At 66.5% G+C, this 13684-nt stretch carries 7 protein-coding genes; 4 read left to right on the forward strand and 3 right to left on the reverse strand.

The genetic code is table 11. The annotated features are described in order from the left end of the window. Positions 1 to 307: 307 nt before the first annotated feature. Genes F7R26_RS03895 through F7R26_RS03905 form a run of 3 tightly spaced genes read right to left on the reverse strand, consistent with a single transcriptional unit; the run spans position 308 to position 3673 of the window. Entirely contained in the window at positions 308 to 1003 is a 696-nt protein-coding gene (locus F7R26_RS03895) for a transglycosylase domain-containing protein (protein WP_150988623.1), read from the reverse strand. A gap of 53 nt (positions 1004 to 1056) precedes the next feature. After that, complete coding sequence (locus F7R26_RS03900) at positions 1057 to 2106, reverse strand: Ldh family oxidoreductase (protein ID WP_150988619.1); 1050 nt, start codon at positions 2104 to 2106, stop codon at positions 1057 to 1059. A 25-nt stretch (positions 2107 to 2131) separates the two neighbouring features. Beyond that, complete coding sequence (locus F7R26_RS03905) at positions 2132 to 3673, reverse strand: DASS family sodium-coupled anion symporter (protein WP_150988616.1); 1542 nt, start codon at positions 3671 to 3673, stop codon at positions 2132 to 2134. Between the two features lie 401 nt (positions 3674 to 4074). Between F7R26_RS03905 and F7R26_RS03910 the strand changes: the two genes are divergently transcribed. From F7R26_RS03910 to F7R26_RS03925, 4 genes are all read left to right on the forward strand, one after another. Continuing rightward, a complete protein-coding gene (locus F7R26_RS03910) occupies positions 4075 to 4329 on the forward strand; it encodes an RNA-binding protein (RefSeq protein ID WP_150988613.1) in 255 nt (84 codons plus the stop codon). 64 nt (positions 4330 to 4393) lie between these two features. Beyond that, positions 4394 to 5185, forward strand: coding sequence for a tyrosine-protein phosphatase (locus F7R26_RS03915; protein ID WP_170301937.1), 792 nt, complete (start codon positions 4394 to 4396; stop codon positions 5183 to 5185). Between the two features lie 246 nt (positions 5186 to 5431). After that, positions 5432 to 7159, forward strand: a complete 1728-nt coding sequence (locus tag F7R26_RS03920; RefSeq protein WP_241754412.1) for a ShlB/FhaC/HecB family hemolysin secretion/activation protein — start codon at positions 5432 to 5434, stop codon at positions 7157 to 7159. A gap of 19 nt (positions 7160 to 7178) precedes the next feature. Beyond that, the gene (locus tag F7R26_RS03925; RefSeq protein ID WP_193692126.1) at positions 7179 to 13649 is read left to right on the forward strand and encodes a filamentous hemagglutinin N-terminal domain-containing protein; all 6471 of its coding nucleotides are present in this window, start codon (positions 7179 to 7181) and stop codon (positions 13647 to 13649) included. Positions 13650 to 13684 lie beyond the last annotated feature (35 nt).

The following is a 13684-nucleotide window of genomic DNA, read 5'->3' on the forward strand; positions in this document are numbered from 1 at the left end:
AAGACCTAAAAGCCGGTATGGCAATGGCCAGCCAACACTCCGGGCCGTACGACGCAACCACCGAGGCCCATGAGCCTTATTGCTCTGCTCCCGGCAGGGTCGGCTTTCTTCTCGTTAGTCTTCTTTGCCGACGCAAAGAAGAGTGACCGGCAGCCCCCGCAGGGGGATGTCGTATGGCTGTTGGGTGCAAAAACCAACGCCGCTAAAAGAAACAGCGACCAACCCCAGCAGAGCGATGTCGTATAGCTGTTGGGTGCAAGATGCCATCGCCGCTCAAAAAAAACAGCGACCAACCCCGCAGGGCAACCTACTTCAACCTCAACGGCTCCAACAACGCCGCATCATATTCCCCCCTCCCAATCCTCCCCAACTCCAGCATCCGCAGCAAGATATAAGCCTGCCGCTGCCGGGCGCGCCGGGGATTCACCACCGGGTTATTCGCCGAAGGCGCCTTGGGCAATCCGGCCAGCATCGCGCATTCCGCCAAAGTCAGCTCGCCCACCGGCTTGCCAAAATACGTCTCGGCCGCCTCGGCAAAACCATAAGCTCCTTGCCCCAGGTAGACCTTGTTCATGTAGAGCTCGAGGATCTCGTCCTTGCTCATCGCGTGTTCGATCCGGTAAGCCAGCAGCACCTCATACAGCTTACGGGTATAGGTCTTCTCGCGCGAGAGGAAGAAATTGCGGGCCACCTGCATGGTGATGGTGGAGGCGCCCTGCGACAGTTCATCGGACAGGTTGGCCACGCCGGCGCGGATCACGCCGACATAGTCGATGCCGTCATGCAGGTAGAAGCGGTCGTCCTCGATGGCTACCACCGCCTGGGTCAGCTTGGGCGGTATCTCGCCGATGGGCACGTAGCCGGGCGACTGGCGAAACGTGGTGAGTGCGTCCAGCGTGGGCAGCTGGCGCTGAGCGACGAGCACGGCGAGCGTGCCGAGCAGGGCCGCGCCCAGGATGAGCAGCAGCACCAGCTTGAGAAAATTCGACCAGAGACGTTCCATGGGCCGTATTGTGCCAGCACCGGCCATGTCCCTGCCCAAGCCGCCGCGCCGGTTCAGCCCGCCGGCAGCGCCACGCCAAGCTCCTTGGCCAGCGTTTCCAGGTTGCGCCAGATCGCAGGGTTCACGTCCAGGTGGGTGGTCGTGAGCGCGCGGTTGGCGGCTTCGAACTCTCCCGGGTATTGCACGCTGTCAAAGCCCGGGGCGGGCGGGGTGTCGTGCAGGTAGTTGACGAAGGCTTCCACCTCCGCGCTCTGCCAGCTCAGCCCCAGGTCCAGTTCCGGGTTCATCAGCACCGCGAACATATTGTTGGTGGCCACGCCGCCGCGCGGGTTCTCCGGCTGGATGGTGCCGCCGCCTGACAGCACGCCCGCGAGCAGTTCGGCTACCACGCCGAGCGCATAGCCCTTGTGGCCGCCGAAGGGCAGCAGCGCGCCCGGGTGTTCGCCGAACATGGCCCCGGCATCCGTGGTGGGGTTGCCGTCGCTGTCGATGATGCTGTTGTCCGGGGCGGGCTCGCCCTTCTCGGCCAGCACGCGGGCTTTGTTGATGGCAATGGCGCTGGTGGCGATATCCACCACCAGGGGCGGCCGGCCGTTGGGCATCGGCCCGGCGAAGCACAGCGGGTTGGTGGTCAGCCGCGCGGTGCGGCCGCCGTAGGGGGCCACCACCGGGGAGCGGTTGATCACATTGGTAAAGCTCAGCAGCACGAAGCGCTCCTTGGCCACCATCTCGCCGTAGTGGCCCATGCGGCCCAGGTGGTGCGAGCGGCGCAGCGTGACGATGCAGTGGCCGTGCTGGCGCACGCGCTCGATGGCGGTCTCGATGACGCGCTTGCCCACGTGCTGGCCGAAGCCGCCGTTGCCGTCGAACACCAGCAGGCTGTCGCGGTCGAGCACGCATTCGGCGCGGCCCGCCGGGTTGACGTTGCCGGTTGCGAGCGAGCGCTGGTAGTTGGGCAGGATCGACAGGCCGTGGCTGGTGTAGCCGCAGCGGTCGGCCTCGACCAGGTGCTCGGCCACGTCGTTGGCGATGTCGGCCGGCACGCCTTGCGCGGCGAGCAGGTCGCGGGCGAGCCGGGTGGCAGATTGCAACGTAATCTTCATGTTCGTTCCTTGTCCCGGTGCGCGATTAGATCCATCCCAGCCAGCGCCAGTAGGTGGCGGCGAACAGCAGCATCAGGGCGTAGCCGATCACCGTCACGGGGATGCCGACCTTGGCGAACTGCTTGCCGTTGAAGGTGTCCGTGCCCAGGCAAACCATGTTTTGCGGTGCATTGATCGGCAGGATGAAGCCGAAGCTCACGGTGAAGCCGAGCAGCATCGTGAGGCCGATCTGGTTGATATCGCCGGGCAGCGTCTGCAGCACCGAGATCAGGATCGGCAGCAGCGCCGCGGTGAGCGCGGTGGCGCTGGCAAAGCCGAGGTGGATCAGGATCAGGAACGCGGCCAGGATGGCGAACACCAGGATCGGGCCTTGCGTGGCGAGCCCGGAGTTGGCCACCACGAACTTGCCCAGCCACTGGCCGGCCTGCGTGGTGAGCAGCGCGGTACCCAGGCTGATGCCTACCCCGAACACGATCAGCGTGCCCCACGGCGTGCGTTGCTGCATGGTCTTCCAGTCCATCACGCCAATGCGCGGCATCATCAGGATCACCAGGCCGACGAAGGTCACGGTGGCGGTGTCGAACTGGTGCAGCTTGCCCTCGGTCGCCCAGAACAGCAGCAGCCCGATGGACACGGCGGCAAGCCGCTTCTGCGGGCCGCTCATCGGGCCCAGCCCGGCGAGTTCCTTTTGCACGGCCTCCTTGCCGCCGGGGATGGCCTCGGTCTCGGCGGGCAACAGGAACCGCACCAGGAAATACAGCACGACCGACATCACGATGGCCCACGGCGCGCCGGCGATCAGCCATTGCAACCAGGTGATGCGCTCGCCCAGCAGCTTGTCCATGAAGCCCACCGTCAGCAGGTTCTGCGCGGCGGCGGTCTGGATGCCGACGTTCCAGATGCTGGTGGCCATGGCCACGGTGATCATGATGCCGGCGGCGATATTGGATTTCTTGTCGACCCCGAAAGCCGCGATCACGCCCATCATGATCGGCACCACGCAGGCGCTGCGCGCGGTGGCGCTCGGCACCACCAGCGACAGTGCGATGGTCACCACGATGCTGCCGATCAGGATGCGCCGCGTGCTGGTGCCGATGGCCGACAGCGTGACCAGCGCGATGCGCCGGTCGAGCCCGGTCACCGTCATTGCCGCCGAGATGAACAGGGCGGCGGCAACCAGCGCCAGCGCGGTGTTGGAGAATCCTGCCAGCGCCATGCCGAGTGCGCGGGAGGTGCCGTATTGCGTGGCCGGGTCCGCCACCGTGGGCGCAAAGCCGATCAGCGCGGCCATCAGCGACGTGATCATGATGGCGCTGGCCTCGTAGGAGACCGCCTCGGTGATCCACACCACGATGGCAAAGGCGAGGATCGCCAGCATGCGATGTCCCGCCACCGGCAGGTCCGGGGGCAGGGGCAGGGCGAGTATGCCGATCAGTACCAGGACGGCGGCGTAGAGGCCCCACGGCGTGGATTTGCCGGGCGCGGCTTGCGGCACGGCGGCAGCCGCACCGATAGCGGTGGGGGCGGCTGCGCGGACGGCTTGGGTTGGAGTGCGCGGGTCTGTCATCGCTTTCCCTTTTCTTGTCTAGTTGATCTTGGTTCGACACGGGAAGGCGGACGTCACGCGCGGGGCAGATGGCTAGCCTGTGACTGGCAGGGTGGCGGCGTCGTTCGGCGGCGTTCCGTGAAGACCTGGCGGAGGCGGGAGACCGGCTTGCGGCCGGGCTGCCGCGTTCGACATGAGGAAATTATCGTGCCGGCCAACAGTGCCTGTCGAGGGTGGATCCGGGCGCATATGACGCGGATCAAAGAACCGGCTCGCACAGGGAAATTTCGATGCGCCAAGCGGTCAGACTTTCAGATCGTTGCGATACAAGGGCTTGCGGGCGTTGCGCAGCGAGCGCAACAACCGCGGCCCCGCACACTGGCAAGCCGCGCGAACGTGATCTGAAAATTTTGGAGTGCAAGATGAAGGTTTTAGTGAGAGGACTACGTGCCGAAGTCGACGCATCGGCGCTGCGCACGGCGCTGGCCGCCTACGTGCGGGTCAAGGACATCGAGCTGATCCGCGAGGGCGACGGTGCGCATCCCTGGGCCTGGGTCGACCTGGATCTGGACGATGTGGACCCGATGAGCGTGTGGAAACTGGTGGCGAAGCTCGATCGCCGTTATATTGCTGGCTGCCATATGCGCTGGCATGTGCCGGCCTATCGCGCGCGCTGAACCGCCGCCATGTGCGGTGCGGCGCGCGCGCCACCGAACGACAGAGACAGGGCAGGGACACACGATGCAGGAAAACATGGCCGATGCGCCATCACAAGGCGCCGCCGTGCCGGGCAACGCAGCGCTTGCGCTGGACAATGTGGTCAATCTGCGCGACCTCGGCGGCCTCGCCACGCGCGACGGCCGCCGCGTGCGAGCCGGCAAGCTGTTTCGCAGCGGCAACCCGGGCCTGGCCAGCGCGGCGGACATGGAACGGCTGCGCGCATTGCAGCTGGACATGGTGATCGACTTCCGCTCGGCCGGTGAGAAGACCGCCGCGGAAAGTCTTTTTGGCGAGGCCTTCCGCTGGGTCGCCACGCCGGTGCTCGAAGGCAGTATGTCGATGGCCGAGCTGATGCCGCGTTTGCGCGACGGCAGCGCGCAGCAGATGGAAGCTTTCATGCTGGAGGTTTATGGTGACTTCCCGCGCAAGTACCAGGCCGCCTTTGGCGGCTTCCTGAAGACTGCGGAGCAGGGCGGCAACCTGCTGTACCACTGCACCGCGGGCAAGGACCGTACCGGCTTTGCCTCGATGTTGCTGCTGGCCAGCCTAGGCGTGGAGCGCGACATCATCATGGCCAACTACCTGGAATCGAATCACTGGAACCAGGCTTTCAACCAGAAGATGAGCGCCGGCGCGGCGCAGTTCGGTGTCGATCCCGCGGTGATGTGGCCGCTGCTGGCGGTGAAGGCCTCTTACCTGGAAGCCTCGATGCATGCCATCGAGCAGGACTACGGTGGCATCGATGCCTACCTGGGCGACGTGCTCAAGGTCGATGCCGAGCGCTTGCGCCAGGCCTATCTCGTACGCGCTTAGCGATCCTTGTCTCCAAGGTGCTTGGCGAGCGCGTCCTCCCGGGCGCGTCATCCCCCAACGGACCACTAGCGCCGTTAGTGCACCGCCGGCCATCGTAGCCGTGCGAGGCGGACGGCCGGCGGGACTTTAGCCCAGCCGCGGTCGCAAGTGGGGGTTGTTTTTGCCAATGTCAGGACTTGTCAGCTTTTCAGGCTGGCCGTTGGATAGAGTCGGAGCCTATATAAAAGTCTCTGATCCCATTCTCCAATGCGTAGTCCTATTTCCTGTTCTTACGGCCGGGTGCCCGCCGGTGTGCGGCAACTGGTGGGTCTGTGCCTGAGTGCCCTGGCGGCCGGTCCTGTCTTCGCCCAGACGCCGCCTGACGCCGGCGCGTTGCGCCAGCAGATCGAGCCGGAGCTGCCGCCGGCCTTGCCGCGTCCGGTGGCGCCGGACCGCGCGGCGCCGCCGCCGCCGATGCGCCAGCGCGGCGAGGCCACGGTGACGGTCAAGGCCTTTCGCTTTGCCGGCAACAAGCAGATGAGCGAGGCCCTGCTCGCGCCGGTGGTGGCCGGTTTCCTGAACCGTCCGCTGGACTTCAGCGAGCTGCAGGCCGCCGCCGCCGCGGTGGCCGAGGCCTACCGCGCGGCGGGCTGGGTGGTGCGGGCCTACCTGCCCGCGCAGGACGTGCGCGAGGGGGTGGTGACCATCCAGGTGGTGGAAGGCGTGTTCGGCGGCGTGCGCATCGAGGGCCAGGGCCCGCAGCGCGTGAGCCGCGAGCGCATCATCGCCGGCTTCGCCGCCCACCAGCCCCTGGGCCAGCCGTTGAATACCGAGACGCTGGACCGCGCGCTGCTGCTGGCCAACGACCTGCCGGGCGTCTCGCTGGTGGGGCGGCTGCAGCCCGGCGCGCAGGAGCAGGAAACCGACCTGGCGTTGAATTTCGTGGAAACGCCGCTGGCGACCGGCAATGTGGCCGCGGACAACCAGGGCGCGCGCTCCACCGGCGCGGCGCGGCTGGTGGGCAACGCCAGCGTGAACAGCCTGGCGGGATTGGGCGACCAGATGCTGGCCAACGGCCTGCTGAGCGAGGGCTACCGCTACCTGCGGCTAGGCTATACGGTGCCGGTGGGCTATGACGGCTGGCGCGTCGGCGCCAACGCCTCGCGGCTGGACTACCGGCTGGTGGCGGATGACTTCAAGGCGCTGAACGCGCGCGGCAACTCCAACACGGTAGGCCTGGAGGCAAGTTATCCGCTAATCCGCGCGCGCCAGCGCAACCTGTACTTCGTGGCCAATTACGACCATAAGACCTACGACAACGAGGCCAATCAGGTCACCACCAGCCGATATTTCGACAACACGCTGAGCCTGGGCCTGAGCGGCAACCTGTTCGACAACCTGGGCCGGGGCGGCGCCAACGCCGCCAGCGCGATTTTCACCGGCGGCAACCTGAACCTGGGCCAGTCGCCCACGCAGGCCGCCGACGCCATGACGGCGCGCACCGCCGGCCAGTTCCTGAAGCTGCGCTACGGCATGTCGCGCCAGCAGGTGCTGACCGATGCACTGTCGGCCACGGCCATGCTGTCCGGGCAGATGGCCAGCAAGAACCTGGATTCGTCGGAGAAGTTCTACCTGGGTGGCCCGGGCGGCGTGCGCGCCTACCCGATCGGCGAGGGCGGCGGCAGCGAAGGCCAGCTGGTCAACCTGGAGTTGCGCTGGCGCCTGCCGTATGGCGTGTCGCTGTCTGGCTTCTACGACTGGGGCCACGTCACCGTCAATCGCGACAACAACTTCCCCGGCGCGCCGCTGGCCAACAGCTACCACCTGCAAGGGGCGGGGCTGGCCGTGCAGTGGCAGCCCGGGCGCGGGGTGAACCTGGGCGCGACCTGGGCGCACCGCATCGGCGGCAATCCGAACGCCACGCCGTCCGGCAAGGACCAGGACGGCTCCCTGATCAAAAACCGCGTCTGGCTGACCGCCAGCCTGTCGTTCTAAGTTTCCCGGAAGTCCGTCAATGAACAAGATCTATCGCCTGATCTGGAGCGAGCTCGTGCGTGCCTGGGTCGTCGTGGCAGAGACCGCGCGTGGCCGCGGCAAGGCCAGCCGTAGCGTGGGCAGCGTCGCAACGCGCGCCCGCCTTGCCATCAAGCCGCTGGTGGCGGCGCTGGCCGGCATCGGCCTGGCGCATGCCGCGCCACCGGCGCCGAACCAGCTGCCCACCGGCGGGCAGGTGGCGGCGGGGCAGGCCAGCATCAGCACCAGCGGCAACACGACGAACGTCACGCAGACCTCGCAGAACGCGGTGGTCAACTGGCAGAGCTTCAACGTGGGCAGCGCGGCCACGGTCAACTTCCAGCAGCCCTCGGCGGGCGCGGCCATCCTCAACCGCGTGCTGGACAGCAACCCCAGCCAGATCTACGGCAGCATCAACGCGCCGGGGCAGGTGTTCTTCGTCAACCCGGCGGGGATGTACTTCGGGCCGACCGCCAGCGTCAACGTGGGCGGCCTGGTGGCGACCACGCACGGCATCACCAATGCCGACTTCATGGCGGGCAACTACCGCTTCACGCGCAACGGCGCCACCGGCAGCATCGTCAACGACGGACAGATCACGGCCGCGCTGGGTGGCTACGTCGCACTGCTGGCACCGGAGGTGCGCAACCACGGCGTCATCGTCGCGCAACTGGGCACCGTGGCGCTGGCCGCGGGCGAGGCCTACGAACTGCAGTTCGGCGGCAATCGCACGCTGGCCAATATCCTGGTGACGCCGGCGACCATCGCCGCGCTGGTGGAGAACGGCAACGCCGTGCGCGCGCCGGGCGGGCTGATCATCCTGTCGGCGCAGGCGGCAGACCGCCTGCAGGGCGGCGTGGTGCGCAACACCGGCACGCTGGAGGCCACCGGCCTGAGCAGCGACGGCGGCACGGTGCGCCTGCTGGCCAGCGACGCCATCCAGCAAAGCGGCAGCATCAACGCCGACGCCGCCGCGCAGAGCGCGGGCAAGGGCGGCAGCGTGATCGCGATCGCCGACCTGGGCAATGCCAACAGCCTGACCACGGTGGACGGCACCATCAGCGCGCGCGGCGGCAAGCTGGGCGGGGACGGCGGGTTTGTGGAGACGTCGGCTTCGCAACTGAAGATCAGCGACAGCGCGATGGTGGACACCCGGGCGCCGCAGGGCAAGACGGGTTCGTGGTTGCTGGATCCGAATGATTTCACGATTGCCGCGTCGGGTGGAGACATGACCGGCGCGGTGCTGAGCGGGCGACTGGCGACCAGCAACGTGACGATCGCCGCAGGCCAGGGGGGCGGGTACACACTGTCCCCTGGCGGCAACATCTTCGTGAACGATGCGGTCGCCTGGGATGCCAATACACTGACGTTGAATGCGCCGGCCAACATCAACGTCAACGCCGTGATGACGGCGACAGGCGCAGCCTCTCTCACCTTGTCCGGAACGCCCAAGATGGGTCTTCCCTCGGATGGCTCGGGCTTTACGGGCCGGGTGGATTTCAACTCCACCGGTCAGTTGATTTCCCAGGGCAACACCTATACGCAGATCCGCACGCAGGATGACCTGCAGAACATGTCAATGTTCGGCCGCTACTTCCTGGGCACCGACGTGGCGCTGAGCGGACCGTTCACGCCCATCGGCTTGGGGCAATCATTCGCGGGCGCGCTCGACGGGCTGGGACACAAGATCACCGGGCTGGAGATCAATCTTCCATCAAGCAACAATATTGGCCTGTTCTCGCAAGTCGGTGGGAATCCCGGCAACCAGTATTACGGGTTCCTCGGTGTTCGCAACCTAGGGGTTGTGCTCGGGGACGCCGGAGTCGTTGGCGGCACGAACGTCGGGGGCCTGGCCGGCACGCTGACCAACGTGGGCGTCGTGACGAACAGCTATGTCAGCGGGACCGGCGCCGTTTCGGGTACAGGCAACAATATCGGCGGGCTGATCGGCACGGTGGGGGGGAGCGCTACTGTTTCGTACAGCTTTGCCAGCGCGGCGGTCAATTCGCCGACCTCTAACTCCGTCGGCGGGTTGATCGGATATCTCTCGGGGGGGCCGGGCCAATACCCCTCGCAGATGTTCGACTACGCAATGGGTGCCGTGACCGGGAACGACTATGTGGGCGGCCTGATCGGGAGCACACGCATCAATGTGACCCAGGTCTTCTCCACCGGGTCGGTTGTCGGCAACAACGGCGTGGGGGGGCTGGTTGGGCAGTCAATCGCCGGCGCGTCCGTCGGCGACGCCTACGTGAACGGATCGGTCAGCGGCATGCGCTACGTGGGCGGCATTATTGGCACGGCTGGCGGAGGCTACCAGGTATCCATCACCAATGCGTATGTAGCGGGGGGCGTCAGTCTCCTGAGCGGTGGTGTCGCAGGAACGGCCGGCGCATTGCTTGGGACAGGCCTGCAACTCACAACGGGCAATGTGTTCTGGAATACCGATGCATCGGGAGCCTCGCTGGGTCCGGTGGGATTCAACACCTTTTATGCTGGCACTGGAAAGGGTATTACCCAGGCAAAGATGGCGGATCAGTCTACCTGGACCACGCTGCCGGACTGGGCGGCGAGATTCAAGCCACAGTCGACACCATACAGAATCATGGCGATGTGGGGGTTCTCATCGGACCCAAGCACCAATAACGGTGCCCCGATCCTGTGTGCCTTTGGCGGCTGCTCCAGCGCAAGCTATCCAGCCTATGCTCCGAATCCGCCTTCGAGTAGTTCGGGTTCATCGAGCGGCTCGGGCTCGTCGGGTGGTTCGGGTTCATCGAGCGGCTCGGGCTCGTCGGGTGGTTCGGGTTCATCGAGCGGCTCGGGCTCGTCGAGTGGTTCGGGTTCGTCGAGTGGGTCGGGCTCGTCGAGTGGTTCGGGTTCTTCTAGTGGTAGCGGATCATCCGGCGGTTCGTCGGGAGGCTCCGGATCGTCGGGTGGAATCCCGGTACCGCCTCCGCCGCCTCCAGCGCCCGTTCCCGTGCCGATGCCGTCACCACCCCCTCTGGATCCGCCCTCCGGCAGTTCGAGCGGCAGCGGCGGTTCGTCAAGTGGCAGTTCCAGCGGCGGCAAGCCCGATGACGCGGGCTCGTCGAGCGGTAGCGGTTCATCATCCGGGAGCAGTGGTTCGTCCAGCAGTAGCTCCGGCGGCAACACGAGCGATGGCACGGGCTCATCGAGCGGAAGTGGATCGTCGGGTAGCGGTTCTTCGTCCGGCAGTAGTGGTTCTTCCAGCGGTAGCTCCGGCGGCAAAGTAACCGAAGGCACTGGCTCATCGAGTGGTAGCGGCTCGTCGGGTAGCGGTTCTTCGTCCGGCAACAATGGTTCATCCGGCGGCAGCTCCGGCGGCAACACGAGCGATGGCACTGGCTCATCGAGCGGAAGTGGATCGTCGGGTAGCGGCTCTTCGTCCGGCAACAATGGTTCGTCGAGCGGTAGCTCCGGCGGTATCACGAGCGATGGCCCGGGCTCTTCAAGCGGCAGTGGCTCGTCGGGTAGTGGCTCTTCGTCCGGCAACAATGCTTCGTCCAGCGGTAGCTCCGGCGGCAACACGAGCGACGGCCCGGGCTCATCGAGCGGCGGCGGCTCGTCGGGTAGCGGCTCTTCGTCCGGCAGTGGTGGTTCGTCCAGCGGTAGCTCCGGCGGTAACACGCGCGATGGCCGGGGCTCATCGAGCGGCAGTGGCTCGTCGGGCAGCGGTTCTTCGTCCGGCAACAATGGTTCGTCCAGCGGTAGCTCCGGCGGCAACACGAGCGATGGCACTGGCTCATCCAGTGGTAGTGGCTCGTCAGGTAGCGGCTCTTCGTCCGGCAACAATGCTTCGTCCAGCGGTAGCTCCGGCGGCAACACGAGCGATGGCGCGGGCTCATCGAGCGGCAGCGGCTCGTCGGGTAGCGGCTCTTCGTCCGGCAACAGCGGTTCGTCCGGCGGTAGCTCCGGCGGCAACACGAGCGATGGCACGGGCTCATCGAGCGGCAGTGGCTCGTCGGGTAGCGGTTCTTCGTCCGGCAGTAGTGGCTCGTCCAGCGGTAGCTCCGGCGGCAACACGCGCGATGGCACTGGTTCATCGAGTGGTAGCGGCTCGTCGGGTAGCGGTTCTTCGTCCGGCAACAGTGGTTCGTCCAGCGGTAGCTCCGGCGGTAACACGAGCGATGGTACGGGCTCATCGAGTGGTAGCGGCTCGTCGGGTAGCGGTTCTTCGTCCGGCAACAATGGTTCGTCCGGCGGTAGCTCCGGCGGCAACACGAGCGATGGCGCGGGCTCATCGAGCGGCAGTGGCTCGTCGGGTAGTGGCTCTTCGTCCGGCAACAATGGTTCATCCAGCGGCAGCTCCGGCGGCAACACGAGCGATGGCACTGGCTCATCGAGCGGAAGTGGCTCGTCGGGTAGCGGTTCTTCGTCCGGCAACAATGGTTCGTCCGGCGGTAGCTCCGGCGGCAACACGAGCGATGGCGCGGGCTCATCGAGCGGCAGCGGCTCGTCGGGTAGCGGCTCTTCGTCCGGCAACAGCGGTTCGTCCGGCGGTAGCTCCGGCGGCAACACGAGCGATGGCACGGGCTCATCGAGCGGCAGCGGCTCGTCGGGTAGCGGCTCTTCGTCCGGCAACAGCGGTTCGTCCGGCGGTAGCTCCGGCGGCAACACGAGCGATGGCACGGGCTCATCGAGTGGTAGCGGCTCGTCGGGTAGCGGTTCTTCGTCCGGCAACAGTGGTTCGTCCAGCGGTAGCTCCGGCGGTAACACGAGCGATGGCACGGGCTCATCGAGTGGTAGCGGCTCGTCGGGTAGCGGTTCTTCGTCCGGCAACAATGGTTCGTCCGGCGGTAGCTCCGGCGGCAACACGAGCGATGGCGCGGGCTCATCGAGCGGCAGCGGCTCGTCGGGTAGCGGCTCTTCGTCCGGCAACAATGCTTCGTCCAGCGGTAGCTCCGGCGGTAACACGCGCGATAGCTCGGGCTCATCGAGCGGAAGTGGATCGTCGGGTAGCGGCTCTTCGTCCGGCAACAGCGGTTCGTCCAGCGGTAGCTCCGGCGGCAACACGAGCGATGGCACGGGCTCATCGAGTGGTAGCGGCTCGTCGGGTAGCGGTTCATCGTCCGGCAACAATGGTTCGTCCAGCGGTAGCTCCGGCGGCAACGCAACCGACGGCACTGGCTCATCGAGCGGCAGTGGCTCGTCGGGTAGCGGCTCTTCGTCCGGCAACAGCGGTTCGTCCAGCAGTAGCTCCGGCGGCAACACGATCGACGGCGCGGGCTCATCGAGCGGCGGCGGCTCGTCGGGTAGCGGCTCTTCGTCCGGCAACAATGCTTCGTCCAGCGGTAGCTCCGGCGGCAACACGATCGACGGCGCGGGCTCATCGAGCGGCAGTGGCTCGTCGGGTAGCGGTTCATCGAGCGGCAACAACGGCTCGTCCGGTGGTAGCTCCGGCGGCAACACGATCGACGGCGCGGGCTCATCGAGCGGTAGCGGCTCGTCGGGTAGCGGTTCTTCGTCCGGCAACAATGCTTCGTCCAGCGGTAGCTCCGGCGGCAACACGATCGACGGCGCGGGCTCATCGAGCGGCAGTGGCTCGTCGGGTAGCGGTTCATCGAGCGGCAACAACGGCTCGTCCGGTGGTAGCTCCGGCGGCAACACGATCGACGGCGCGGGCTCATCGAGCGGTAGCGGCTCGTCGGGTAGCGGTTCTTCGTCCGGCAACAATGCTTCGTCCAGCGGTAGCTCCGGCGGCAACACGAGCGGCGGATCGGGCTCGTCGAGTGGTAGCGGTTCGTCGGGCGGTAGCTCCAGTGGTGGCGATACGTCGAACGGTGGTTCGGGTTCGTCGAGCGGTAGCTCCTCGTCGTCGGGTGGAAGCGGATCGTCTGGCGGCAGCTCCTCGTCGTCGGGTGGAAGCGGATCGTCTGGCGGCAGCTCCTCGTCGTCGAGTGGTAGTGGCTCGTCTGGCGGTAGCTCCAGCGGTAGCGATACGTCGGACGGCGGTTCGAGCTCGTCGAGTGGCAGTTCCTCATCTTCGGGCGGCAGCGGTTCGTCTGGCGCCAGCTCGTCAAGCGGCGGCACCTCGTCGTCCGGCGGCAGCGGCTCATCGGGCGGTAATGTCACCGGTGGTGACGCATCGACCGCGGCCGCGGGTTCGAGGGCGCCTGCCGACGATCCGCATGGCATCACGGTCACGGTGAGCCTGAAGGCAACCGGCAATCCGTCGGACCTTATCGCCGTGTCGGTGCCGAAGGATATGGCCAGGCCGGGTAGTCACTTCCGGTTCGCGTTGCCCGCGCAGGCAATTCCTGGCGCCGCGAATGGTGCCGAGGTGAGGGTGACGCAAATGGACGGAACGGCCTTGCCGGCATGGCTGCGCTTCGCGTCGCCAGCGCGCGCGTTCACTGCCACGTCGTTGCCGGCTTCGGCCCTGCCGCTGCAGGCGGTCATGACGGTCGGCGACGTGCGCATCCCGCTCGTCATCACGGAGCGGAACCAGTAAATGACGTCGATGGAGGGGGAGAGCAATGCGGGAGC

The sequence above is a fragment of the Cupriavidus basilensis genome, from assembly GCF_008801925.2.
Lineage (GTDB): Bacteria > Pseudomonadota > Gammaproteobacteria > Burkholderiales > Burkholderiaceae > Cupriavidus > Cupriavidus basilensis.